General features: G+C 52.8%; 27 protein-coding genes. 11 read left to right on the top strand and 16 right to left on the bottom strand.

Annotated elements, in window-relative coordinates:
• Positions 1-12 precede the first annotated feature (12 nt).
• The 3 genes from SIB74_RS02450 to SIB74_RS02440 form a co-directional block, all read right to left on the bottom strand.
• On the bottom strand, positions 13-411 hold the full coding sequence (locus tag SIB74_RS02450) for a hypothetical protein (RefSeq protein WP_156486127.1): 399 nt from the start codon (positions 409-411) through the stop codon (positions 13-15).
• 80 nt (positions 412-491) lie between these two features.
• Positions 492-602: a photosystem I reaction center subunit XII gene (gene psaM / locus SIB74_RS02445; protein WP_011130590.1), complete on the bottom strand. Its 111-nt coding sequence runs from the start codon at positions 600-602 to the stop codon at positions 492-494.
• Between the two features lie 302 nt (positions 603-904).
• A complete protein-coding gene (locus SIB74_RS02440) occupies positions 905-1672 on the bottom strand; it encodes a sulfite exporter TauE/SafE family protein (RefSeq protein WP_063396134.1) in 768 nt (255 codons plus the stop codon).
• A gap of 9 nt (positions 1673-1681) precedes the next feature.
• Between SIB74_RS02440 and SIB74_RS02435 the strand changes: the two genes are divergently transcribed.
• A complete protein-coding gene (locus SIB74_RS02435) occupies positions 1682-2524 on the top strand; it encodes a lipoate--protein ligase family protein (protein WP_063396135.1) in 843 nt (280 codons plus the stop codon).
• Here the strand turns inward: SIB74_RS02435 and SIB74_RS02430 are convergent.
• Positions 2431-3699 (bottom strand): site-2 protease family protein, encoded by a 1269-nt coding sequence (locus SIB74_RS02430; RefSeq protein WP_063396392.1) that lies wholly within the window; start codon positions 3697-3699, stop codon positions 2431-2433. The two genes, SIB74_RS02435 and SIB74_RS02430, sit on opposite strands and share 94 nt — an antisense overlap.
• Positions 3700-3765: 66 nt before the next feature.
• Between SIB74_RS02430 and SIB74_RS02425 the strand changes: the two genes are divergently transcribed.
• A complete protein-coding gene (locus SIB74_RS02425) occupies positions 3766-4443 on the top strand; it encodes a phosphoribosylanthranilate isomerase (RefSeq protein ID WP_063396136.1) in 678 nt (225 codons plus the stop codon).
• 186 nt (positions 4444-4629) lie between these two features.
• Here SIB74_RS02425 and SIB74_RS02420 read toward each other — a convergent pair whose 3' ends face one another.
• The 7 genes from SIB74_RS02420 to SIB74_RS02390 all read right to left on the bottom strand — a co-directional run bounded on the left by SIB74_RS02420 (position 4630) and on the right by SIB74_RS02390 (position 10277).
• Positions 4630-4758 (bottom strand): hypothetical protein, encoded by a 129-nt coding sequence (locus tag SIB74_RS02420; protein WP_413681767.1) that lies wholly within the window; start codon positions 4756-4758, stop codon positions 4630-4632.
• 162 nt (positions 4759-4920) lie between these two features.
• Positions 4921-5688 (bottom strand): GTP cyclohydrolase I, encoded by a 768-nt coding sequence (folE, locus tag SIB74_RS02415; protein ID WP_063396137.1) that lies wholly within the window; start codon positions 5686-5688, stop codon positions 4921-4923.
• Between the two features lie 11 nt (positions 5689-5699).
• Positions 5700-6407 carry an SDR family oxidoreductase gene (locus SIB74_RS02410; RefSeq protein ID WP_063396138.1) on the bottom strand — a complete coding sequence of 236 codons (708 nt, stop codon included), beginning with the start codon at positions 6405-6407 and terminating at the stop codon, positions 5700-5702.
• Between the two features lie 24 nt (positions 6408-6431).
• On the bottom strand, positions 6432-7421 hold the full coding sequence (locus tag SIB74_RS02405; protein WP_063396139.1) for an acetyl-CoA carboxylase carboxyltransferase subunit alpha: 990 nt from the start codon (positions 7419-7421) through the stop codon (positions 6432-6434).
• Positions 7422-7447: 26 nt separating this feature from the next.
• On the bottom strand, positions 7448-8485 hold the full coding sequence (locus tag SIB74_RS02400; RefSeq protein WP_063396140.1) for a long-chain acyl-[acyl-carrier-protein] reductase: 1038 nt from the start codon (positions 8483-8485) through the stop codon (positions 7448-7450).
• 162 nt (positions 8486-8647) lie between these two features.
• Positions 8648-9379, bottom strand: coding sequence for an aldehyde oxygenase (deformylating) (locus SIB74_RS02395; protein ID WP_063396141.1), 732 nt, complete (start codon positions 9377-9379; stop codon positions 8648-8650).
• A 76-nt stretch (positions 9380-9455) separates the two neighbouring features.
• A complete protein-coding gene (locus SIB74_RS02390; protein WP_063396393.1) occupies positions 9456-10277 on the bottom strand; it encodes a creatininase family protein in 822 nt (273 codons plus the stop codon).
• A gap of 69 nt (positions 10278-10346) precedes the next feature.
• On the opposite strand from SIB74_RS02390, the gene SIB74_RS02385 reads away from it, so the two are divergent.
• The 3 genes from SIB74_RS02385 to pgeF are packed head-to-tail and all read left to right on the top strand — an operon-like array spanning position 10347 to position 13359.
• Positions 10347-11612: a S1 RNA-binding domain-containing protein gene (locus SIB74_RS02385; protein ID WP_063396142.1), complete on the top strand. Its 1266-nt coding sequence runs from the start codon at positions 10347-10349 to the stop codon at positions 11610-11612.
• On the top strand, positions 11609-12508 hold the full coding sequence (locus tag SIB74_RS02380; RefSeq protein WP_063396143.1) for a Tab2/Atab2 family RNA-binding protein: 900 nt from the start codon (positions 11609-11611) through the stop codon (positions 12506-12508). The genes SIB74_RS02385 and SIB74_RS02380 overlap by 4 nt, the downstream gene beginning before the upstream one ends.
• The gene (gene pgeF / locus SIB74_RS02375) at positions 12505-13359 is read left to right on the top strand and encodes a peptidoglycan editing factor PgeF (protein ID WP_063396144.1); all 855 of its coding nucleotides are present in this window, start codon (positions 12505-12507) and stop codon (positions 13357-13359) included. The genes SIB74_RS02380 and pgeF overlap by 4 nt, the downstream gene beginning before the upstream one ends.
• Here the strand turns inward: pgeF and SIB74_RS02370 are convergent.
• From SIB74_RS02370 to hemH, 5 genes are all read right to left on the bottom strand, one after another.
• Positions 13344-15020 (bottom strand): NAD(P)/FAD-dependent oxidoreductase, encoded by a 1677-nt coding sequence (locus tag SIB74_RS02370; protein WP_063396145.1) that lies wholly within the window; start codon positions 15018-15020, stop codon positions 13344-13346. The genes pgeF and SIB74_RS02370 overlap by 16 nt on opposite strands.
• Before the next feature lie 73 nt (positions 15021-15093).
• Positions 15094-16359, bottom strand: a complete 1266-nt coding sequence (locus tag SIB74_RS02365; RefSeq protein WP_074159145.1) for an amino acid ABC transporter substrate-binding protein — start codon at positions 16357-16359, stop codon at positions 15094-15096.
• Between the two features lie 110 nt (positions 16360-16469).
• Positions 16470-16832: a hypothetical protein gene (locus SIB74_RS02360; RefSeq protein WP_063396146.1), complete on the bottom strand. Its 363-nt coding sequence runs from the start codon at positions 16830-16832 to the stop codon at positions 16470-16472.
• Positions 16832-18613 carry a biosynthetic-type acetolactate synthase large subunit gene (gene ilvB, locus SIB74_RS02355; RefSeq protein WP_063396147.1) on the bottom strand — a complete coding sequence of 594 codons (1782 nt, stop codon included), beginning with the start codon at positions 18611-18613 and terminating at the stop codon, positions 16832-16834. Before ilvB ends, SIB74_RS02360 begins: the two co-directional genes overlap by 1 nt.
• A 208-nt stretch (positions 18614-18821) precedes the next feature.
• Positions 18822-19997 carry a ferrochelatase gene (hemH, locus tag SIB74_RS02350; RefSeq protein ID WP_063396148.1) on the bottom strand — a complete coding sequence of 392 codons (1176 nt, stop codon included), beginning with the start codon at positions 19995-19997 and terminating at the stop codon, positions 18822-18824.
• Between the two features lie 74 nt (positions 19998-20071).
• Between hemH and SIB74_RS02345 the strand changes: the two genes are divergently transcribed.
• From SIB74_RS02345 to SIB74_RS02320, 6 genes are all read left to right on the top strand, one after another.
• The gene (locus SIB74_RS02345; RefSeq protein ID WP_063396149.1) at positions 20072-21235 is read left to right on the top strand and encodes a site-specific integrase; all 1164 of its coding nucleotides are present in this window, start codon (positions 20072-20074) and stop codon (positions 21233-21235) included.
• Positions 21232-21861: a class I SAM-dependent methyltransferase gene (locus tag SIB74_RS02340; RefSeq protein WP_063396150.1), complete on the top strand. Its 630-nt coding sequence runs from the start codon at positions 21232-21234 to the stop codon at positions 21859-21861. Before SIB74_RS02345 ends, SIB74_RS02340 begins: the two co-directional genes overlap by 4 nt.
• A 43-nt stretch (positions 21862-21904) precedes the next feature.
• Positions 21905-22597, top strand: a complete 693-nt coding sequence (gene cobO / locus SIB74_RS02335) for a cob(I)yrinic acid a,c-diamide adenosyltransferase (protein ID WP_063396151.1) — start codon at positions 21905-21907, stop codon at positions 22595-22597.
• A 315-nt stretch (positions 22598-22912) separates the two neighbouring features.
• A complete protein-coding gene (gene pyrH / locus SIB74_RS02330) occupies positions 22913-23626 on the top strand; it encodes a UMP kinase (protein ID WP_063396152.1) in 714 nt (237 codons plus the stop codon).
• A 50-nt stretch (positions 23627-23676) separates the two neighbouring features.
• Positions 23677-24225 (top strand): ribosome recycling factor, encoded by a 549-nt coding sequence (gene frr, locus SIB74_RS02325; RefSeq protein WP_063396153.1) that lies wholly within the window; start codon positions 23677-23679, stop codon positions 24223-24225.
• On the top strand, positions 24222-25349 hold the full coding sequence (locus SIB74_RS02320; RefSeq protein WP_063396154.1) for an NAD(P)/FAD-dependent oxidoreductase: 1128 nt from the start codon (positions 24222-24224) through the stop codon (positions 25347-25349). The genes frr and SIB74_RS02320 overlap by 4 nt, the downstream gene beginning before the upstream one ends.
• Positions 25350-25400 lie beyond the last annotated feature (51 nt).

Raw genomic sequence — 25400 nt, 5'->3', positions numbered from 1 at the left:
GCAAAACAAAACTCAGCGCCAGATGACCCTCAAGCGATTCGGGGCGATCCACTGATCATGCTCGTCCATCAGACGAATGCCACCGCCAAGGGTGAACAAGCGATCAAAGCGTTGCTGAAGGGTATTCAGCTGAGCAGATTCAAGGTTCAACACGGCGACAAGTTCACCATGACGATCAAGACGTTCCTGGTAAGCAATTGAGAGCTTGACCAGAGTCACAACACAAAGGGAAACCAATCCCAGCTTCATGGTCAATGCCAAAAGGCTGAAATTAATCTCTCTGCGCTGCTCTTGCAGCTGCAAAGTAGACGCCATAGTGACTGCATCCATCACCTCAGGATGAATCTGCTTACGGCGTCGCCGAGCTGTGCTTGTCTGTTTTGACCTGGGTCTAGCCAGGAAGGAGCCCAAGTTTGTTCAACGGTTGACCGCTTGTAGCGCATCAAACCTCAACTGCCAAGGGGCTAGACCCAATGAGATCAGGACCTCAATCAAGCCTCATGAAGGGTTACGCCAAGGCGAAGGGCTAGCACACCGCAATGAAAAACAACCACGAGGCACAAACCGGCCAAGTCGACATTTGCAATATCAGTGATGCCCATGATGGAAGGGAACGCTAGAAGCATCCATATTCTCCTAGCAAAACGGTACCTAAGACCAGTCTTCGCAAAGGCCTGTCACACCTATCAATGGCAACTCCTCCGTCGAATGCCATTGATAGGTCAATCTCCCCACCAGCCACTGACTAGAAAGACGCCTCTCAAAGCCCCTTGAGAGCAAAGTCTCGAAGCGACTTTCTCGGAGGGTAAGGGTTCCTGAGATTCAACTCATTCATAACCTTTTCAGCAAAAAACATGGACTCTTGAAACTCGAGGCTTAGCGCTGAAACTTGCAAAAGGAATAGTTAATGCCCCAACACCAGGGTCAAGGCCTGACGGCCAGTGCCAAAAGCAAGCAACAGCACAAGTGTTCTCAACATCCATGCCAGGCGATTGCCAGAAACCCTTGCAAGCCGAGACGCTGACCAATGAGCGGCCAGAGCCGCCACGCCACCCAGCGAAAGCCCAATACCAGCAGAACCACGGCCCTCGCTAAGAAACTGTAAAGAGGCCGCAGTCGCTGAACATGTCACGGCGAGGGTGCTTAAACGGATCGCCAAGTGAATAGGAACAGCCAAACCATTCACCATCAAAGGCACCATCAACAAACCACCCCCCAAACCAAGCAAGCCTGCTGAAAATCCTGCGACACCACCAACGACTGCAAGACCCGGCAGAAAAAGAGTGGATTTGAGCTGCTGACCTGCTTGATGAGGCTCTGAACGAATCGTGGCAGCCACCACGAGATAGAGCCCCACCTGAAGCGTCAGCAAAAGCCAGCCAGAAACATCTAAACCAATCTTGCTGAACAGCAGTGAAGACAAAAATGCGGCCACTCCGATGCTCAATCCAGCCCGAAGCTGAAATCCTCCAGCGAAGAGGTGGGTCAGCGTGCCACTCAACGCAGTAGGAACAATGGCAAAAGTACTGGTGGCCAAAGCCTGATGAGGGCTAAGCCCCATCCACAGCAGGAGTGGCGCAAAGATCAGACCGCCGCCAATGCCCAGCAGACCAGCAAGACCACCAGCCAACAGCCCCAAAGGCACAAACACCAGCAAATCCCCCAACACCATCACTGCTCTATGCCGACAGCTGCATCCTGCCTACCTATCTCGCCAGGTCGCGGCCGCTTGATCTCCCCTTTGCAATTGTCTGGCCCAGAACAGATGGCCCTCGATGAGGTGCTTCTCGAGTCTTACGAAGCAGATGCGAAACCACTGCCAACACTGCGCTTCTATCAATGGAACGGTCCATGGCTTTCCCTTGGTCGCAACCAACATCACTGGCCCGAGCACTGGAATGCCCTGGCCAAACGAGGAGATCTACAGCTGGTGCGGCGACCCAGTGGCGGTAGTGCAGTCCTGCATGCAGGAGGGCTCACTTATGCACTGATCTGGCCCTCTCCTCCCCGCCAGAGACAACAAGCCTATAGACAAGCTTGTCAATGGCTCATACGGGGCTTTAAAGAGCTCGAATTACCTTTGCAATTTGGCGATCACCCAGCCAGGGGGGCCAGCGAAAGTAACTGCTTCGCCACAGCCACAGCCGCTGATCTTGTGGATCCTCAGGGTCACAAACGCATCGGCAGTGCACAACTCTGGCGTCAGGGTCATCTCCTTCAACATGGCGAAATCATCCTGAATCCCCCGCAAAGACTCTGGCGAGAGGTCTTCGATTGCGAACCACCTAGCGACGCACCAGCATCAATCCCCAGGCAAGAGCTGAGCCATCTCCTGCAAACAACGTTTTGCTCCTGTTGGCCAGAGGTGAACTGGCAAGAGAGCCCTATCACTAACGCTGAATGGAGCTCAGTTGCCAATAAAGCAGCGAACTATGAAGTACTGCTGGATGCCTCAGGCTGCTCAACCAATCCGCCAGAGACCATCGACTCCACAACTTTAGGCAGTGCCATACCCAGGGGATAAGTGTTCTGACGGCGAGCAGCTTCGAGAAACTGAGCAGGAAGCCTTACACCAAGACGCTTAAGCACAGCTTCGGAGAGATCAATTCGATCTAATGTTCCGCAAGGAAGACCAGCAACATTAAAGACAAGAAGCCTGCCCTCCTCAGCCTGTTCTAGCGCCAACACCGCCTGCCATAAAGGGGCTTTCTCGCCAATGGAAGGCAACTCAGATATCGGTTTCATGTGATCCGCCAGGCATTGCCTATCCCATTGCTGTACAGGCAATTCTTTTAAGGGTTGGTCCGTCATGTAACCAACCCAACGACCAGAGCGACAAACCAAAACCCACGCCGGAGGAGAATGCTCCTCGCTGCCAGACAAACGCAACTGACTAAGCCTGCGCAAAGACTGGTCATCTTCAAGCACACGGAAGTTGCGCCCAGCCGCCAGGCCCACGTTGAGCTCACGCAAGACCTTCTGCAAGGCAAGTAGCTGGGTTTGAGAGCGAGATGCACCGAGACCAAACCAACCGAGCATCAACAGCCAAAGCCCACCTATCCCACCACCTTTAAAGAAGAGCAACCAACCCCCCAACACCATTGCCGAGAGAGACAGGGCACGGCCAGTTGCTGTCGCGACCTGGACACCCTTCCTCTGACTGCCAGTCCACTGCCAGACCAAAGCCTTAAGGATCAAGCCTCCATCAAGAGGCAACCCAGGCAGCAAGTTAAAAAGGGCGAGCAACAAATTGAGCCCACCCAACTGCCCAACGAGGTTGGCAAGCAGCGGATTGACGTGATCAGCTGCATACACCCCTCCCGTCAGCAAGGCAACAGCCAACACCAAGCTCACCAATGGTCCGGCTGCAGCAACCCTTAAAGAGGCCATCGGTGTAGAGCACTCCCTCTCAACGCTGGCAACACCTCCCAGGAAAAAAAGCGTGATGCTGCGAACCTTGACCCCCTCACGCAGTGCAACCAAAGAGTGGCCTAGCTCATGCAGGAGAACAGACAAAAACAACAGCAGGGCCGTAATCAACCCCAGACCCCAGCTGATCCAAGCTGGAAGCGAAGATTCAGCTGTAGCGGACACCTGATTTTGTGAAATCCAGGTAAAAAGCAACAGGATCACAAACCAGCTGGGATGAACCCTTAAAGGGATTCCCCGAATCTTCATCAGCTCCCAGCCTTCGCCCACCCTTTCATCTCCATCGAGCCGGATCAGCGGCCAGTAGCAAACCAATCTTAGAAAAGTCTCGAGCCAATGGTCTTGCCTATGGGGTCTCCCACATCCATCGCAGTGAAGATCTGCGGTCTTACCAACATTGACCAAGCCAAATCGATTGCAGCACTGGGTGTCGAAGCAATTGGTGTAATCGGCGTTGCAAGCTCACCCCGCTTTGTTGCAGAACAGCAACGACGAGACCTTTTCGCTCAACTGAACAGCTTCAAGCCAGAACTCCAACGGGTCTGGGTGGTCGCTAATCCAAATGACCTCGACCTAGCCGAAGCCCTGCAAGGAGAAGGTGCACCGTCGGCAATCCAGCTTCACGGCCAAGAAACTCCAGAACACTGCGCAAACCTGCGCAGGCAACACCCGAACACGCAGTGGTGGAAAGCCCTGCGCATACGTAGCCATGAGGATCTCTCCCTTGCCCATACCTATGCAGGCCAGGTCGACGCGCTACTCCTCGATGCATGGAGGCCTGGACAACTAGGTGGCACAGGCCATCGCCTTCCCCTGAACTGGTTGCATCAAGCCTCTTTTGAACTGCCCTGGTGGTTGGCGGGTGGTGTCTCCGCAGAGTGGATTCCAGAACTTTTGAGCCAGGTGAATCCATGGGGCTTGGATGCCTCAAGCCGTCTAGAGATTTCGCCAGGGATCAAGGATCTAAAACTGGTTGAGGCCCTGGTTCAAGCGGTACGTCAGCAGCAAAAATAGATTCAATGATGCAATCAAAGCTCTTAAGCAATTTGAGCGGCAGCAGATTTTTTCAATGGGTTGAAATTGAATTTCGACGATAAATCGCGAGTAGGCAATAAGAATTTCAATACAACCAATAAAAATATGCCTAGCCAAAACTTTGGCCTACGAGACCAGCAAGACCCATCTAACTATTGCGCCTAATTATTTTTTAGCTTGATCGTTGAGCTGTTCCTGCCGTTGCTGAATTCCAAAAAAAACATTCGCGCCTAACACCAAGGCAGTCGCAACTACAATAACTCCAATCGCCAATGGGCTCAGATTAAGAGCCATTGCGAACAAAGGTGAAGGCATTGACCTCTAAATTGTAAATACAAGAATTAGCCTGACAGAGCTTCATCGACTTGGCTAGCAACAAGCGAAGTCGATACACACATGTTAATCAGAGCAAGCCATCATTAAGTGTTCTTTCTTTGCAAGATCTAGATAGAGCTTTTAAGTTGCAAGGATGGCCTCCTGCTGACGAACAAGCTCGAAGAATTCCTGTTTAAGACTAGGATCATGACGAAAAACTCCTCTGACAACTGAGTTCACCATGCTGGTACTTGGCTCTTTCACTCCTCGCCATTTCATACAATAATGCTGTGCTTTTACTATTATCCCTAAACCCTTAGGCTCACATAAGCGCTCTATTTCATCAGCAAGAATCATCACAGCCTCTTCCTGGATATGTGGCCGCGAAAAGACCCAGTCAGCCACTCTTGCAAACTTTGAGAGCCCAATTACACGACTGCCAGGCTTAATACCAATCCAACAGTTACCAAGGATAGGAACCAAATGATGAGAGCAAGCAGAACGAACAGTTATGGGGCCAACAGTATAAATTTCATCTAAATCTTTTGTATTTGGAAAGCTAGTAACATCTGGCTGCTCATAGAATCGGCCTTTAAATACTTCATTTAAATACATGCGAGCAACTCGCTCGGCAGTCTCTTGCGTGTTGTGGTCATTATCAATATCAATCACTAAGCTTTGGAGCAGTTCTCGAACTCGATCGGCAACTTCTACTTCAAGTTCCTTCAACTCTCCAGGTTGAATATGTTCTGCAATATTGTCATTGGCGAGGAAGGAAACATCTTCTGCAACAAGGCGGGCACGTATACGTTCAGAGATCTTGTTTTCATTTTTTGGCTGACCATTCCCAGGCAAGCCATTGAGTTGCTGACCTAGGTCTTTAGATGATGCTGGGATGATAGAAGTCATTAAATACAGTTTTAAAAAGCGCCAGTGGCTGGCATTAGAGTGAGATCTTCAATCACCTGTGATGGTGGCTGTTGAGCCAAGTGTAGAAGGGCGGCGGCTGCCTGCTCAACAGACAGCATGGCATCACGGTCGAAGCTGCTTTGGACGGTTTCAGTATCCCAAAGAGGGGTATTGACCGCTCCAAGAGTGAGGGTGCAAGCACGTATCCCATGATTGCGCTCCTCCGCCGCCAAGCAACTAGTAAAAGTAGCCAATGCTGCTTTGGTGGTGCAGTACAAACCCCACTGTGGGAAAGCATTGCGAGAGGCATGACTGCTCACATTGATCACCAATCCACCGCTGGTACGCATCGCAGGCACCACAACAGAACACAACTGGAAGACGCTAGTGAGATTCATCTGAAGCAACCATTGCCAACGCTTCAAAGGCATGGATAGAAGATCCCCTGTCCAAGCCGCCCCAGCATTGTTGATCAACACCGATGGGCAATGGCCCCGTCCAAGCAAATCCTCGATACCAGGAGCAATGGCTTCTGGATCAGCCAAATCGATTGATTTAAAAAGAACATTCTGGCCTGTACTTTTTAGCTCTTGGGAAAGTGCCTGAAGTGCATCTTGGCTGCGGGCTACCAACATCAAATCCCAACCGGAATTTGCAAACAACCGCGCAGCTGCTTCCCCAATACCGCGAGATGCTCCAGTAATCAGGGCAGTAGGCAAGGAGCGAATGCAACCCCAATCACCCTAGGCAGGCAAGCCGGTTTCCGACGAGCTTGGATCGAGAACACGACCCATAGCCCGGAATTTCCGATACCGCGATTCGCGAAGCTGATTAACCTTTAAACCAAGAAGCTCATCGAGGTGCCGCTCGATAGCCTCTCTGAGCACCTCTCCCGCCTGAAGAGGGGCCCAGTTATTACCTCCAGCTGGTTCTGGAAGCACTTCATCCACCACTCCCAAGCTAAGTAGATCTGGCCCAGTAATCTTCAAAGCAGCAGCTGCCTCAGGAGCTTTGGCGGCATCTCTCCAAAGAATCGAAGCACAGGCTTCCGGACTAGCCACGGTGTAGACGCTGTGCTCAAACATCAGCAAACGATCAGCTACGCCAATTCCAAGAGCGCCTCCGGACCCTCCTTCACCAATCACCGTGGCAATCACAGGCACGCGCAAACGAAACATTTCACGCAAGTTGACTGCAATGGCTTCACCTTGCCCCTGCTCCTCGGCGAGCAGGCCTGCATATGCACCAGGAGTATCGATGAAAGTGAGGATGGGTAAACGAAAACGATCGGCATGATCCATCAGGCGAAGAGCCTTGCGGTAACCACCAGGCGTCGCCATCCCAAAGTTTCTAGCCACATTTTCTTTTGTATCCCTGCCCTTTTGATGTCCGATCAGCAGCACAGAGCGCTTACCAATACGGCCGACACCACCAACCAACGCCTGGTCGTCGCTACCACGACGGTCACCATGCAACTCAACCCAGTCGTCGCAAAACATTTGGATAAAATCCAAGGTGCTCGGCCGGTGAGGATGGCGAGCCACCTGAATTTTCTCGGCCGGTGTAAGAGCTTGAAAAATTTCTTCCCGTCTACGAGCCGCCAAAGTCTCTAACTGGAGCAACTGCTGACTGACATCGACTTCGGAATCGCGTGCAAGCTCTCGGATCTGCTCAATCTGCTGCTCTAGTTCTACCAATGGCTTTTCGAACTCAAACAGATAACGACGAGCCATAACAAGAGAAGATCCGGAAACAAGGTTCAGGCTGCAGCAGCCTGAAGTTGGTGATTGAGATTGAGGCTTGAAAAGCCATGACGCAAAGACGCCATGCCGATGAAATCCATCTTCTCAAGGCTGATCTGGTTACGCCCCCAACTGAAATTTGTGTGGCAATTCTCAAACTCCAACAGCATTGCTTCTGCAAAACAGGCAAACATTTGCCTCTCAGGCTTATCCATCTCTGCCATCCAGCCAACATCCCAGCTGATGTCATTGCAGAACTCAACGATTCCTCCTTTGAGCACATGCACCCCACCCCCAGCAAACTTTGTATCCAAGTTCTTCGGATAGCCGCCATCGATCATCAGGCAAGGCTTGCGCAAACTCTCCATATCAATTTCAAGGGTTCTAGGCATGCTGGCAACCCAAACCACAACATCAGCTTCAGGCAAGGCCTCTTCAAGACTCAGTATTCTGCCGCCACCTAATTCAGCTTGAAGTTCAACAAGAGGCTTTTGCTGTCTAGCCACCAATAGGAGTTCGGCGACACCAGTTCGAGAGGAAAGCCAACGGCAAACAGCACTACCTATATCGCCAGTGGCACCAACTACCGCCACACGGGCCTTGCTTAAATCAATGCCTAAAAGTGGGGCATTGTTCTCAAGCTGACGGCAAATAACCCATGCTGTATGAGTATTGCCAGTCGTAAATCGCTCCCATTCAAGAGTGGTGTTGCGTACATGTTGGTGCCTAAGAAGATTGAAGTTCTCAAAAATAATTGAGGTAAATCCACCTAGGGCACTGATTTCAATGCCTCTCTTCTGTGCCAATTCCATGGCATTGAGAACTTTGCGACGGGCAGTTTTGAACCGACTCAACATCTCTGGCACAAAACATGAATCGATATAAGCCCCTTCTATTTTCTTTCCTGTGAGGCTTTCGACCTCAATCTCTTCCAGAAACTGGGGAGGAGCACTGCACCAAACATCTAGGTCTCCATCTAGATGGTCATAGCCAATCTCAAGCGCCTTCTTCCTGGCATCTTCAAAACTGGTGGAATGACCGATCAGACCAAACATGCAGTGCTGACGTACGGAAAAGCTGAGCCCAGCCTAGAAGTCCTAGAGAGAGCCAAGTCAACCATAATCCTATGGATGCTGGTCTTTACGGTCAATTGCTTGACCTTCAACCAGGCTGCTCACAAATGGACATAAGCAAAAAGGAAGCTCAAAGACAGCAGTTCAGCTCACAAGAGCTGCCGCTGCCATACGGGTAATTTCACGAGTGTTAAAGCCAATCTCGGTGAGAGATTCCTGGTAAGCAATCAAGAAATCCTCAATCAGATCTTCCTTGTCCATCTGCAGCACGGCAGCATCACCTGCCACCTGATCAAGCATCCGGCGAATCAGAGGCAGGTTCTCGCGATTGGCCTCAAGCAACTCCTCACGGCAACTCTCCAAATTGGCCTTGAGCCAAGCCTCGCCATAATTGAGGTGTGTGTACTCGTCCTTCACGACACCTTCAGTAATCTTGCGAGCGAAGGGGTCAGAAACAGGGATATAGGTGTGATAAGCCGAAATAGCAAAGGCTTCAATCAAGAGCGCCTGGATCAGCAAGCAGGTAGGTGTTTTCCCCTGCTCTAAAGCTGTCTGGAAGTTGTCACGCAAAGGAGCAAAAAACTCCCTTGCGAAGTCCATGTCAGCCTCGACACCAAGGTTCTTGCCGCAAGCCGTGAAGCCCTTCTTGTGCCTCATCTCCATCTTGGCAAGCCGCTTGAGCTCTTCGACATGATCGGGAAGCAGCGTGCCAATCGAGATGTAATTGTCATGGGCTTCCTGTTCGCCCTCAATGACTATTGCGTTGATTCGACTGTAGGCATCCTTATATGCATCTGAAGTGAAGTCTGGCAGGGCTTCTGAAGATCCAACAGTGCTGTCAAGAACAGCAGCCTCAGGCATCTCTAGCGTAGGCATGGATCTTTTTAGGAGTCGTCAGTCGAGAGACTTTAACCTTCTCTTTGAGAAAATCGACTCAAGCTGCCCGTTAATATCACAAGCCTTCTGGTTCTCTCACCGGAGGCCATTGGCTTCCCATCAGGCTGATCAGCAAATTAACCCAGTGATCGGCTAAAGCCTGCTCCAATGCTTTCCCTAGCGCAGCATTAGCCTCTCGACTATCACCGATCACCCCGGACTCACTGAAATCGTCCGTAAGCCAAGCACATGGAGCATGCCCCTCAAGGCTCCAACCCATCGGCGGAGTGGTGGATAGGCCAGGGGTGTAGTGGTCACCATCGATAGGGCGCTCAAGCCCTACCAACTCAGGCGCCATGGACAGCATCAGGCTGGTCTCAGCAAGACCAGCATGCAGCCCTACCTCACGCTCACTTTCAGGGAGCAAATCCTTTAATGCCCCCACACCACTCCAGAGAAAACAGGGCAATATTGCCATCGCAGGGCATTGAGCACGAAGCTGCCGAGCCGCCACATGCAATAAGCCAATCTGGCCTCCATGTGCATTGAAAAGCAGCAAACGACGAACTCCCATGGCCGCCAATTGCTGACCAACTTCAATGACCAGCTGAAACATCAGGTTCGCTGAAAGGGAAAGAGTTCCGGGGAATGCCTCATGTTCCGGAGAAAATCCCAATGACTGGGCTGGCAACATCCAGATCGGCAGGTCTGCAGGCAAGCGTTCAAGGACCTCAACCAACATTCGCTCTGCGAAAAAAGCGTCCGTTATCAGAGGCAAATGCGGACCATGCTGTTCACAGGCCCCGAATGGCCAAACCAAGGTGGATCCCCCCAGACCAACCGCCTCTGCAGCCTCTGGCCAGCTGAGATGGTCAAAGCGCCTGCAAGAAATAGACATCAGCACCAATCTGCGAACAGAACCCCACCCTGCCTGTCAGAATGCTTGATCGACGACCCCAAGGCCCCCATGGCCGGATCAGGCAGTCCGCAGCCCAATAGACCAAAGCCCCCTAAGCCCGCAGCGGAAGCCCCTCGCAAGCCCCTGCAGGTCATGCACATCAGCAGGCGTGGGGAGCAAGAAAAGCTACTGCGAGAAGCCGCAGAAACAACGTCCCCTGGCAGCGAAGCAACTACAGGATCAGGCCAGCTCAGCAACGCCCCCAATCGATCCCTCTCAGCTGATGCAGCCTCAGATGAGAGTCGTTTTGATCTCGGCGAGCTGCAAAACATGACGATGGCCGATCTACTTGGTCCGGCCGATCAGTCACGCCGAAGCGGTGCGGACCCCAAGGGCAACGATCATCGAAACGAAGAAGGGCAATCCAACCCAGCACGCAGTGTCGACGATTTCGACTTCGATGAAGACGCCTTCTTGGCTGCTCTAGATGAAAACGAACCAATTGGAACCACAGGGGAAGTGGCCACAGGCAAAGTCATCGCTTTGGAAAGTGATGGTGTTTACGTCGACATCGGCGGGAAAGCACCAGGCTTTATGCCCAAAAATGAATGCGGCCTTGGCGTGATTACCAACCTCAAAGAGCGCTTCCCAAAGGGTTTAGAGGTCGAAGTACTCGTCACCCGAGAGCAAAATGCCGATGGGATGGTCACCATCAGCTGTCGAGCTCTAGAGCTGCGTAAGAGCTGGAGCAAGGTGCAGCAGATGGAGAAGGAAGGCAAGGTCGCCCAGGTCAAAGTCAATGGATTCAACCGTGGTGGAGTGACCTGCGACCTTGAAGGCCTGAGAGGATTTATCCCCCGCTCTCAGCTCCAAAATGGAGAGAATCACGAAGCGCTTGTCGGAAAAACCCTTGGTGTGGCCTTCCTGGAAGTCAATCCAGAAACCCGCAAGCTGGTGCTTTCAGAGAAGCGGGCCGCTACCGCCGCCCGCTTCTCTGAACTTGAAGTAGGACAGCTCGTGGAAGGTCAAGTCGTAGCAGTGAAGCCCTACGGTTTCTTCATAGACCTAGGCGGTGTGAGTGGCCTCCTTCACCAATCCATGATCACCGGTGGCAGTCTTAGATCCCTGCGGGAGGTATTCAACCAAGGCGATCGAGTCAAAGCCTTGATCACCGAAATGGACCCTGGTCGCGGACGCATTGCCCTGAACACTGCCCTACTGGAAGGACAACCGGGCGAACTCCTAATCGAAAAAGATAAGGTTATGGCTGAAGCGACGGATCGAGCCAACAAAGCTCGTAACGTCCTTAGGCAGCAGGAACAGTCAGCAGGATGATTGCTGCCAATACGCCCAACATCACAGACCAACACCCTAAGACTGACTGGGAGCTCGACTTCTACTCGCGACCAATCCTTGAATCTGACGGCAAAAAACGCTGGGAGTTGTTAATCAGCAGCTCCCAGGACCCATCAGGGACTGCACCATTCCGCTGGGTAAAACGCTGCCCTGCAGGAGAAGTCAATTCACTGTGGCTGACCAATGCCCTAAGAGAGGCCCTGAAAGACTCTCAGGAACAAGGCTGGGAGGCCCCACTGAGGCTTCGCTGTTGGCGTATATCGATGCGCACCATGGTGCAACGGGCTTCCGCAGAGCTTGGCATCGAAGTCATTCCAAGCCGCCGAACCTATGCCCTGCTCGACTGGCTCGCCGAGCGAGAACGGGACGTCTACCCCCTTGAGGAGGGCTACATGGCTGGTCCGCTGGCTCCTCCCCCAACTCCGATACCAACACCCCCAGTGCCTCTACCTGAGGCCGTAAGGGGAGACGCCTGGAGCTGGGCCTCCCTACCCTTAGGCTTGCTACGCGAAGCCCAAGAGTGGCCAATCGGCTTCGGTGGCCTACTACCAGTTGGAGCAAACGACAACGACAACATCCCTGTGCCAGGTGTACGGATGTTCAGTCAAACCCGTGCTTTGGCTCTAGCAGGCTGGCTTGGAGGCCTAGAACCAGTTTGCTTAGTCGTCGATGGCACGCAGCTGATGCTTGAAGCAGGCCAAGACGATCGCTGGCTGGTGACGGATTTGGATGAAAAAACAGCCAAGGCAGTTCAACAGAGCCTCCTAGAATCAAGAGAGCAAGCCGGCGGACTGCAATTCATCTCTGTGCAGACCTCCCCAGAAGAAAAACGATTTGCTGGTTTCTGGATGCTGCGTGACCTGCCGCAACCATGACATCGCTGGGGCAGGCAGCGGAAACTGACAACCAAGACCCGCTTGCCACTCCAGATACCCTGTTCAACCAACTCAAAGGATGGACCTGGGTCGGTTGCTATGGGGGCTACTACCTGCAGGCCGACCTTCTACAAAAGGCTGGTTTCGAACATGGATTCTTCACGCGACGCTGGCAAGATCGAGGCCCCGATCAACTAGCTGGTTACCTAAGCGCAGGCATTAGCGTTCATAGACCCCAACAAGTTCATGGCGGCAGGGTGCTCGAAGCCTCACAAGCCAACCGCCCACCCTGGCCGGAAGCTGATGGCCTCGTCAGCGACAGGGGTGGACAAAGTCTCTGGGTCTGCACTGCCGACTGCACTCCAGTACTGATTGCCGACCACTCCACAGGGCATGCAGCCGCATGTCATGTGGGCTGGCGAGGCTTAACCGCCAAAATTCTGCAGGAAGCTCTAGCAAAGTTGGAATCTCGAGGAGCAAAAATCGAGACTCTGCTTGTTGCTCTAGGACCAGCTGTGAGCGGTTCCAACTATCAGATTCAAATTGATGTTGCAGAAGCTGTGGCCAAGAGCCTCGAAGCAGATCCAAACCATTCACCAATCCAGCTGGAAGAACGGCTCTCCGCACTAAAAGAACAAGGCATTCTCGATGCAGACAAAGAGCCACAGCGACTGCGTCTCGACATTCGCTTGGCTGCTGCTGACCAACTCAAACAAGCTGGACTAAGCAGCGAGCAGATCAGCAGTTGCCCACTATGCACAGTGGCAGAGTCCAGCCTCTTTTACTCATGGCGCAGGGACCACGTGAAAGCCGTGCAGTGGAGTGGAATCGTCGCTCAAGCTGGAGAATGAACAACCACAAGCTGTTTCGCCAGGGCTTCTGCAGCCCTAATCCCATCGATGCCAGCCGAAAGGATGCCTCCGGCATAACCAGCCCCTTCTCCAGCAGGAATCAGCCCAGTGGTGTTAAGCGACTCAAAGGAGTTATCCCTGGGAATACGCACAGGCGATGAGGTACGGGTCTCAACCCCAGTGAGTACAGCATCAGGATGCTCATAGCCTGGTAAACGCCTAGCGAAGGCCGGCAAGGCCTCTCTTAAAGCCTCAATCAACGGAGCCGGCAACATCTGATTGAGGTCAGCCAGCTTGATTCCTGGCAGATAAGAGGGCGTTACCTCACCGAGGCAAGTTGTAGGCCTGCCCGCAAGAAAATCCTCCTGGCGCTGAGCAGGGGCACAATATCCACCCCCTCCAAGCTGAAAAGCCCTTCGTTCCAACTCCCGCTGCAGGGCCACTCCTGCCAGAGGATCTCCTGGCCAACGCTCATAACTGCACAAATCCTGATGCTCCAAATTCACAACCAAGGCACTGTTGGCATTGCGTTCATTGCGCGTGTGTTGACTCATGCCATTGGTAACCACGCAATCTGCTTGCGATGTAGCACCCACCACAACTCCCCCCGGACACATGCAGAAGCTATAGACAGAGCGGCCATTACGAGCGTGATGCACCAACTTGTATTCCGCATGGCCGAGTTGTGGATGACCCACCATTGGCCCCCAGCGCGCGCGATCGATCAGAGGCTGGGGGTGTTCGATACGGAGTCCTACAGAAAAGAGCTTGGCCTCAAGCTTCACGCCAACCCTTTCCAACATGGCGAAGCTGTCCCGTGCTGAATGACCCAGGGCAAATAACACATGCCGACTGCTAATTGTGCTGCCATCGGCAAGCTTCAGCCCTACCACCTGCAAAGGCTTGCCGGATCGTGAATGATCTAAATCTCGCCGCAGCAGCAATTCATCAACTCGAGTCTCAAATCGAATCTCACCACCAAGCTCCTCAATTCTGGCGCGCATTCCACGCACCACCGTGGCCAATTTGTAGGTGCCAATGTGAGGTCGGTGCACCGTAAGGATCTCTGGATTGGCTCCACTGGCCACCAATTCTTCAAACACCTTGCGCCCATAGTGTTCAGGGTCACTCACCTGGCTATAAAGCTTTCCGTCTGAGAAAGTCCCCGCCCCACCTTCACCGAATTGGGCATTGGAATCAGGATTGAAAGGCCGCTGTCCCCTCCAGAAAGCAAAGGTTTCTAGCGTGCGCTTTTTGATCGACTGACCCCGCTCCAACAGCAAAGGCTTGAAACCCATCTGTGCCAGAAGCAGAGCTGCAAAGTAACCACAAGGACCTGCCCCCACCACAACCGGCCGCTGCGTTTCTACTTGAGGGAAATCTGTTGGCGCCTGCGCAACTGGGTAATAGCGGGTGTCTGGAGCCTTACGAATCTTTTGATTGCCTGCGTGGCGTTTCAACAGAGCAGCTTCCCCTCGAACCTTCACATCCGCGCTGTAGATCAACTGGATCCGCTCATGACGTCGAGCGTCAATACTTCGTTTCACCAGCCTGTGATAGATGAGCTGGGAAGGCGGAATACGCAACCGCTTAAGGATGACTGCTTCGATCGCCTCTGGCGAATGATCAAGGGGAAGCTTCAACTCACTCAACCGCAACACGTCATCACCTCACACGTAAAGCGCATCAGCTCCATCCAATCCTGATTCAATCGCAGCAGATTCGAGTCTTGCCTCAGCCAGGACCCAAAGCAGAAACTCGAGTAAAAACTGTTGTCCCAGAAGGTGTCTGTCCTGCTCGCAAAGCAAAACTGCTAGCGGCGCCCTCCAAACGCACTTGTTTGCCTTCGAGCCGCAAGCGCAAAGCTTTGCAAAGCGGCTGGGGTTCACTTTCTGCATCAACCCATCCAAGAGGATCAGCGCTTCCCTCTGCAGAAGCCAGAGAAGCAGACATCGTTGAAAGCGCGATTATTCGAGCAGTATCAAAGCCAGCAGCGGCCAACAAATCGGGCGCCTGCCCCCAATGCTGCTCAAACGATTCAGAAAATTTCTGCCAACCAGGCCCCCGTGAGGATTGCTTCAACAAGAGTTGCTCCCAGGCTTCTGGACCGATATCACTCGCCAAATCCGATGATGCAAGCCATACCCAGGCTGGATGTTGTGGTCCCCGCCCAAGCAATCCATCCATCTGCGCCTTTTTCAAAGCCTGCGCAAGAGGACCTGATGGGCGAGACGCCAAGACAAGAGCATCAGGTCCTAGCCAGACCAGGTCCTGCTGCAAACGCTTGAGTCGTTCGCCATCGTCAGGATTCACGCTCTGCACCAACTCGGGCTCGTAGCTCTCCACCCTCCCTCCAAGGATTTGAAAGGCTTCAATAAAAGATTTCGCTGCAGCAACACCAAGCTCAGATGGATCTCGCACCACCATGACGCGGCGCCAACCCTGCTCCATCACTCGCTGGGCCATGGCCTGATGATCATCGCGAACAGGTGCCACCAAGAACCACAGGCGTGAACGTGCATCCAGCTCACCAAGACTTCGTAACGAAGCGCCCCGCTGATAAGGCAGCACCACACTGAGATTGCGCTTAGACGCCAGAGCAGAAAAAGCACGAAGATCCGCAGCAGGAGGCGCCACGACCAACTTCAACCGAGGGTTACCTGATAAAGCCAGAGCAGGATCATCATCCAGATTGAGAAGACGCAACTTCACAGACGCCAAAGAAAGACCGCAACCTCTTACCTTCTCCTCTCCCAACTGGAAGCCCTTGAGGAAGATCTCATTGGCACCTTCTACAGCAGAGCCCTTTGGCAAAAGAACCACCACAGATGGAGACAGCAACCCACTTGCCGAAACCGCCTGACAGCCAAGGAGGCTGGCAAAAATCATCAACCAGCTCCGCCAGGGAGCCTTAAAGAACCTTTGCCTCCAAGACCCACTTGCAATGGAATCTGCAGCCAAAGACGAACCACTTGAAGGGGCCGCTTGGGAGGGGGCCATGATCCTGAAGACCCAACGTAATCAGAGTAGGGCTGATGGATCAGACACCTCTGGCTTTATCACAAGATCTTTCTAGAGAAACAATTTGATCCTGCAGAGCTGCTCCTATCTCAAGTCTGAGGCGAATCGCACGTTAAACGACCTAAACCAGCAGTCGCTAGCCCTGCACTGAGATCTACATCGCTGCCGATCGAGGTCACCCGCGCCAAAAGCACCCCTTCGCTAGAACCTTCTGGGCGCAGATTGACCCGCCGGCGCCTGGGTAGCTCTGACTTCAACCAAGCCATCGCCTCCGCCTCATCAGATGGATCCACCTGCAAACAAGCAAGACGAACCGTATAGGTTCGGTTGTGGTCACCAACCAGGAGCAACGAGGAGCCACTCACACGCAGCACTTCCGCCGCCATGACAGGCAATGGTGCGATGAACAAAACAAGCAGAATGCTTAGAAGAACAAACTGCAGTCGTTGCATTAGAGAGAAACCCCAGAAAGTTCAGGGTGGTTAGGTAAACCCACCATTTGAGCGTTGCTCTTGCCAGGAGGAACCATCGGATAGCAATTTTCATCACGTCGCACATGCACATCGATGAGCATCGGACCTGGAGTAGCAAGGGCCTGCTTCAAGCTTGACCTGAGATCCTTTCGCTCAGTGATCAACACCCCGCCAATCCTGAAGGCCTTCGCCAATGCCACGAAATCAGGCATGCCCGGAAGCATGTCAGTGGCTGAATAACGATCTTCATAGAAGCTTTGCTGCCACTGACGAACCATGCCTTGCCAATGGTTGTTCACAATCACAATCTTGGCTGGGATGTTGTACTCAATCAGTGTTCCCAACTCCTGAATATTCATCAGGATGCTGGAATCACCAGCGATACAAACAACCTGCTCATCTGGCAAAGCAATTTGAACACCAATAGCAGCTGGCATCCCGAAACCCATCGTTCCCAATCCCGCGCTACTGATCCACTGACGAGGCCCATTACGTAAATATTGAGCCGCCCACATCTGATGCTGGCCAACATCAGTTGTTATGTAGGCCTCAGGAGCCAAGTCCCTTATCGCTAAAAGCACCTCCTGCGGATAAATTGGCCCCTCCTCAGGCGGAGTCATCAAGGGGTAAAGGTCCTTCCAACTCTCAATACGAGTTAGCCAAGCTGAAGTCCTCAACTCAACAGGCTTTTGCTTACTCAAGTCCAATAACTTCACCAAGCTGACACCAACATCACCCAATACCGCAACATCAGGACGTCGGTTCTTAGCTACTTCTGCTGGATCAATTTCAAAATGAATCACTCTTGCGCGGGGCGCAAAAGTATCAAGCTTGCCTGTAACCCGGTCATCGAAACGTGCGCCAACAGCGATCAACAAATCACATTCAGTAACTGCAAAGTTGGCATAGGCAGTGCCATGCATTCCCAACATCCCCAAAGCCAAAGGATGTCGCTCATCAAAAGCCCCCTTACCCATCAATGTGGTAGTAACAGGTATCTGGTGACGTTCTGCAAAACCCTTAAGACTCTCGTGAGCTCCGGCAGAAATAACTCCTCCGCCAACGTAAAGGAGAGGCCTCTGAGCATCATCAATTAAATCGAGAGCCGCCTCAATTGAGGAAAGTTCTGGAGCCGGGAATCGGTGAAATCCTGCAGGCACGACGGATCCAGGTTCAACTGGCTGATAGTCGAATTCCTCCTGGCCCACATCCTTGGGGATATCAATCAAGACCGGACCAGGTCTCCCAGAAGCTGCAATGAAAAATGCTTGAGCAACAACCGAAGCCAAATCACCCGGATCGCGAACAACCCAAGAGTGTTTCACGATAGGCAGAGTGATCCCGAAAATATCAGTTTCCTGAAAAGCATCTGTACCAATGCATGGTCGAGGGACCTGTCCTGTGATCACCACCATTGGAACTGAATCCATCTGGGCCGTGGCGATACCAGTAACCAGATTGGTTGCGCCTGGCCCAGAGGTTCCAAAGCAAACTCCAACACGACCTGTAGCCCTGGCATAGCCATCCGCCGCATGGGCACCCCCCTGCTCATGGCGAACAAGGATGTGTTTCAACCATCCCTGCTGCTCCGCCTTATGAACGGCGTCGTAAATGGGAAGGATTGCACCACCTGGATAACCAAAGATGATGTCAACACCGTTGCGGCGAAGAGCATCCATCAGGGCATCGGCGCCCGTCATACGTTTTTGCTCTTGTTGTGATGAACCACCGAGAGCCGTGGTTGAAGAAGTCAAGGTCACGGCAGTGGCAAAGCATGGTCTGCTCCTAAAGATTAAGGGCCTGCCGTACAGATTGCCTATTGGTTCTTCACCATCACCAGCAAAATCAATCCGTCATTGAGCCTGCTGCCTGAGGGCGAATGCCCCAATACAAATGGACTCCGTTGAGAACAGTCATCCCACAAACGAACCAACAAGAAGAGTGAGACCACTCTTAACTAGCCAGCACTCAGAGCAGACCGATCGCGTGCAAAGGGCCATGGCCACTGATCAGCTCCAACAAAAAAGCCGCAAAACCAAGCATGGCTATGCGTCCATTCCATGCCTCAGAACTGGTATTCAAGCCCCATTGCCATCTCTCCTGGGGATAGAACTTCACTCGACCGGCCAGCTTGGCAGCCTCATCGAGATTGATCTCTGGCCCCTCAAGACTGGATCCAACCAGATCGGCCAGGCCCTCAATGAATGTGGGGTAAGTATCAAGAGCAGGCACCCGCCTGAAATGAACAATCCCTGCTTCGGTCGCCAGCTCGCGGTATTCGATATCAAGCTCGGCGAGAGTTTCGATGTGTTCGCTCACAAAGCTGATCGGCACAACCACTAAATCCCGTGTACCAGCCTCACCAAGCTGCTCAATAACTTGATCGGTATAGGGCTGAATCCATTCCTCTGGACCCACTCGGCTTTGATAGGCAAGGGAATGAGGATTGCCATAGCCAAGAAGGTTTTCCAGCTCAGCCATGATCAAGGTTGTACAAGCCTCGATCTCCTTCTGGTATGGATCACCTGCTTGTTCGACATAGCTCTTGGGCACTCCATGAGCACTAAAAAACACTTGAGCTTCTTCAGGCACATCACTCAGCCGAACCTGCTCAGCGATCAACTCCGCCATGGCAAGAACATATCCAGGGTGGTCGTACCAGCTGCGAATACAACGTATTGGCAGCTTGCGGAAAGATTCATCAGTCTGTCGCAAGCGCTGCAACTCTCGAAAACTCGAGCCACTGGTACTAATCGAAAAATGAGGGTAGAGGGGAAGCACCACCACCTGATCAATCCCATCAGCTTTGATATCTGCGACAGCGGATTCTGTGAAGGGATGCCAATAACGCATCGCCACATAGCTCGTGGCATCGATACCGCGTTGCCGAAGCAAGCTCTGCAACTCCCGAGCCTGTTGTTCAGTGATCCGCCGCAGAGGAGAACCGCCCCCTATTGAGCGGTAAGCCTGCTCGGATTTACTGCTGCGCAGCGTGCTGATGAACCAGGCCAGAGGCCTCTGAAGAGCGGGGTTAGGCAGCCGAATGATCTCCGGATCGGCAAAAATATTGAAGAGAAAAGGCCCTACATCCTGGATACGTTCAGGGCCCCCAAGATTCATCAAGAGGACACCGACCCGAGCCATATAGAAGAGAGTTCTTTAGAGGGACTTGAGGGTAGCTGCCATCAACGCCAAGGTGGCACCATCCCTACAGGGCCATGGAGCTGAGCAACGAGCTAATCACCATCAACCGTGCCCTGGCTGACAGCGGCATCAACCTGAGAATTGAACAGCGAGGCCAGTGGCTCAATTTACGCGGCGCACTGCCCTGCCGGAATGGAACTGGATTGATCAAAACTCAACGAATCAGTTTGCAGCTTTTGGCAGAACAAAAAGGATTGAAAGAGGCTGAGCGAATTGTGCAACTGGTGCACTACCAACTGCAACGCAAACAATTCGACTGGTCCCAGTGGACGACCAAATCGACACGAACACAACCTGAACAGATAGCGAAAGGGCTGAGAGAAGCTTTGGTCAGCTTTGAAGAAGCATTCTTTACTGATCCATATCGCCGACGGTCACCGGCCGGTAGCCGCAGCACATGGACGTCCGCTTACCTTCCTTACTTACGACGACTCAAAGCCCTAGCTGTTAACAAGCAGAGCTGTTTTGATTCAGACCTTTTAAGAGACACTCTGGCCAGTTATGCAGATGGCAGCCGAAGCCGACAGCAATGCGCCACGGCCCTAGGTGCATTGGCACGCCACCTGGAAATGGCACTGCCGGAAGACTGGCGAGCAGAAGCGGATGGATATGGACTACATCAAGCGCGCTTTCGTCAACTACCCAGCGACAATCAGATCATCGAGGCGGTGGAGCGCATCCCCAACCCAGGATGGCGACTTGCCTATGGACTGATGGCCACTTACGGCCTGCGCAATCACGAGGTGTTCTTCTGCGACCTTGCTGCTTTAGCGAAGGGGGAAGATCAGGTGCTGCGGGTCCTACCAAACACAAAAACCGGCGAGCATCAGGTTTGGCCGTTTCATCCAGACTGGGTCAAGCATTTTGAACTTGAACAACTAGCAAACAATGCCCAGGCCCTGCCGCCGGTGAATGTCGACCTGCGTCACACCACACTCCAACAGGTGGGGAGAAGAGTGTCGGAACAATTCCGACGCTATCAACTGCCCCTCACCCCCTACAACCTGCGGCATGCCTGGGCGGTACGCACAATCCACATCGGCCTTCCAGACACCGTTGCAGCAAGAATGATGGGCCATTCAGTGGCTATTCATACCCGCACCTATCACCACTGGATCACCCGACGTGACCAACAACAAGCGGTAGATGCAGCCCTAGCTCGAAAGCTCAGCCCATGACCTCACCACTAAGAACCTTTGCCTACGAGCATCGCTGGTTCTATGACCTAGTCACAACCATTTCGGCCCTCAGCGTAGGGGGTGTCAATCGGTTGAGGTCCTTAGGGCTGACTGCTCTTCAAGACAAGCTTTCTAAAGGAGCACCAGTTTTGGATCTTTGCTGTGGGTCTGGCGAAACAGCAGCACCATGGATCAAGGCTGGTTTCGCTGTAACAGGTTTAGATCTTTCACCAAAGGCACTGGCACTAGCAGCTCAACGAACCCCCCAACTGCAATGCATCGAGGGCATGGCAGAAAAGCCACCGCTAAACACCAACCAATTTGAGGCTATCCAAATCAGCCTGGCCTTGCACGAATTCAGCTCAGAAGAACGACGACAAGTGCTCAAAGCCTGCATGCGCCTATTGCAACCGGGGGGTTGGCTAGTGCTGATCGACCTCCATCCAGCAGGCCCCTGCCTCAAACTGCCCCAACAGTTGTTTTGTGCCTTGTTCGAAACTGAAACCGCTATCACAATGCTCCAAGCAGACTTGCCCAAGCAACTTCGAGAGATGGGTTACAGCACTATTGAGCAAGAACTATTAGCAGGCCGAGCACTACAACGAATCACAGCCCGCCTTCCATAAGCAGCCCAACTCAAAGCATGCTCAAGACCTTGCCAACATTTTGATGACCAACCCTCCAGCTCCGCATTCGCCCTCTTCAACTGAACTCGATCACAGCGCAGAAGTTCTCGGCATAGGCGGCCATTTAGCCCCCGAAACCGACCAACAGAGCTACCGCAAACGCATGCAGCGCCGACAAGACGTTCAGCGCCAACGTGTAGAAGAACGAGACAAAGAGAAGGGCCTAATCCTTGTGTTCACAGGACATGGCAAAGGCAAAACCACAGCAGCGCTAGGGCTAGCCTTACGCACCCTTGGCCATGGCGAGCGTGTTGCAGTCGTGCAATTCATTAAAGGAAGTTGGCAGCCAGGCGAAGCAAAAGCGTTAAAAGTTTTTGGTGACGCATTGAGCTGGCATGCCTTTGGAGAGGGCTTCACCTGGACAACCCAAGACCGGGAAAGAGATCAGCAATTGGTATCAAAAGCCTGGCAACAGGCTCTGATTTACCTCCACAGCAACAACCACAAACTTGTAGTGCTTGATGAGGTCAATGTGGCGATGAAACTGGGATACCTCAAGGTAGAAGAAGTACTAGGGGGGATCACGGAAAGGCCACCCCTAACCCACGTAGCACTCACTGGCCGGGGCGCACCAAAGGAGCTCATTGAACGTGCAGATCTGGTCACAGAAATGACCTTGGTGCACCACCCCTTCAAAGAGCAAGGCGTCAAAGCACAAGCAGGAATTGAGTTTTGAAGCAATCAATCATCTCACCTCTAAATCTGCATCCAATAGCTGATCTGTAGCAAATAACCCGACAGACCGTTCACCAGCAAAGCTCTGCTCCATGAACAATGAGCTCGCTCCAAAAAGAAGGATCCTGTCTGATGCGTTCAAGCGCTCAAAATGTCAGACGGGCCATCACATCGCTGCGACAAAGCAAGTTCTCTCGCATCGATCAGGAATGATGACTTCCTCCAAGCGAATCTGAGAAGCGACAACCCTTCAGACCATCCAGCTCAAGGACTAGTAGGAGAAGGCTTGCTACTCTCGTCGGGATCTGGACGATGAATGGCCTACGCGCGAGTCCTTCTAAAGCTCAGCGGCGAAGCGCTGATGGGCGATCAGAGTTATGGCATCGATCCAGCAATTGTTCAATCCATCGCAGAAGATGTAGCAAAAGTGGTGGCCAAGGGCACCCAGTTGGCGATCGTGGTGGGGGGTGGCAACATTTTTCGAGGCCTAAAGGGTTCTGCAGCGGGCATGGATCGGGCCACAGCCGACTACGTCGGCATGTTGGCCACAGTGATGAATGCCATCACATTGCAGGACGGCTTAGAGCGAGCAGGAGTACCAACCCGAGTACAAACTGCAATCGAAATGCAAGAGGTGGCGGAGCCTTACATCCGTCGGCGAGCCATTCGCCATCTAGAGAAAGGCCGAGTGGTTGTGTTTGGTGGAGGCTGCGGCAATCCATTCTTCACAACTGACACCACGGCCTCACTTCGGGCTGCGGAAATCAACGCTGATGTGGTGTTCAAAGCCACGAAGGTGGATGGGGTCTATGACCGTGATCCCAAACGCTTCCCTGATGCAAAACGCTACGACTCACTCACCTTCCAGCAAGTGCTAAGCGGCGAGCTGGCGGTGATGGACAGCACTGCCATTGCCCTATGCAAAGACAACAATATCCCGATCGTTGTATTTGACCTCTTTGAACCTGGCAACATCGGCAAAGCAGTGGCTGGCGAAGCAATCGGCTCCCGTATCAGCAATGCAGCCTAAACAGCCCATCCCAACTCATCCCTTCACCCAGCCTTCGCCTCTCTGAAGCCATGTCGAACCAGGATCTCAATGACAACATGCACAAATCAGTGGAGGCCACACAGCGCAACTTCGCCACTATCCGTACTGGACGCGCCAACCCGTCACTACTGGATCGAATCAACGTTGAGTATTACGGCACCGAAACGCCCCTGAAATCTCTAGCAACAATATCCACCCCTGATTCACAGACGATTGCCATACAGCCCTTTGACAATGGATCAATGGGCCTGATTGAAAAAGCCATTGCCACTAGTGATTTGGGCTTGACACCCAACAATGACGGCAAGATCATTCGCATCAATGTGCCGCCGCTAACTGAAGAGCGCCGCAAAGAGTTCTGCAAGCTGGCAGCAAAATATGCAGAAGAAGGCAAAGTAGCCCTGCGCAACATCCGTCGCGATGCAATTGATAAAGTGAAAAAGCTAGAAAAAGATGCTGAGCTCTCTAAAGATCAGAGCCATGATGAACAGGATGGGATACAAAAACTCACCGACACATTCATCACTGAAATCGAAAAATACCTCGCCGAAAAAGAAGCCGACATTCTCAAGGTTTGAGCACTCGAGATGTGCTGGTCATCGGAGCAGGCGCCGCTGGATCTGCGGCGGCTTTCCATCTGGCTGCAGCCGGCCAACACGTCACACTGCTCGAACAGAATGCACACCAAACGATCAAACCCTGTGGTGGAGGCATGGCAGCTGCGGTGCAGGAGTGGTTTCCATTTGACTTGCAATCGGTCGTTGATGAAGTCATTGAAAGGGTTGAGTTCAGCTGGCAGCTGAGTGATCACGTCGTGGCCGACCTGCAAGATTCCGCCCCGTTTTGGATTGTGCGGCGAGAGAAGCTTGATGCCCTCCTAACAAGCCATGCGATTGATGCAGGCGCCGAACTGCTGCGGCCTTTTGCGGTGAAAAGCCTGCAAAGACAAGAGGGGGTTTGGCAAGTTACAGCCGATGACGGCAGACAACTTGAAGCAAGAGCGGTCGTAGTGGCTAATGGCTCCCTGTCCGCTTGGCCTGAAGCCTTGGGATTGGGACCAAAAACACTGCATCACGCGAGCACCATGTCTGTGCGCCTGGAGGGTCGCGGCAACCTCAAAACTGGTTCAGCCCGATTTGAATTTGGGCTGGTACATCATGGGTTTGCCTGGGCTTTCCCCTTGGCAGGAGGCGTGAATGTAGGCGTAGGTACGTTCATCGGCCGCAATGCCGCTGATAGTGATGCCGTCTTGGAACAACTGCTACCGAGCCTGGGATTTGACCCGCAAGCAGGCAAACGACAAGAAGCATCTTTACGAGTTTGGAACGGCCATCAAGCACTGCATGGCGATGGTGTCATCGCCGTGGGAGATGCGGCATCACTATGCGATCCGTTCCTGGCAGAAGGTCTGCGCCCAGCGTTGATGAGTGGATGCGAAGCAGCCCGCTGCCTTAACCATTGGTTGAACGGTGATACCAACAACCTGGCTGATTACAGCCAAACCATGCGACAACGGTGGGGAGACTCCATGGCCTGGGGGAAAAGGATTGCCCAAGTGTTTTATCGATTCCCCAAGGTGGGATATCAGCTTGGAATCAAAAGGCCAACAGCTCCACAACGGATTGCTCAGATCCTTTCTGGAGAGATGGGATATGGAGACATTGCCCAGCGTGTAATTAAACGGTTGCTCTTGCAACGTTAATTACCTGAAAGAATAAAGATTGGCCGAACGAAGTTCGACAACTAGCATTCA

Origin of the sequence: Prochlorococcus sp. MIT 1306 (assembly GCF_047304515.1) — a bacterium.
In the GTDB taxonomy this organism is placed as follows: domain Bacteria; phylum Cyanobacteriota; class Cyanobacteriia; order PCC-6307; family Cyanobiaceae; genus Prochlorococcus; species Prochlorococcus marinus_D.
This window is presented reverse-complemented; position numbering and strand designations above follow the sequence as displayed.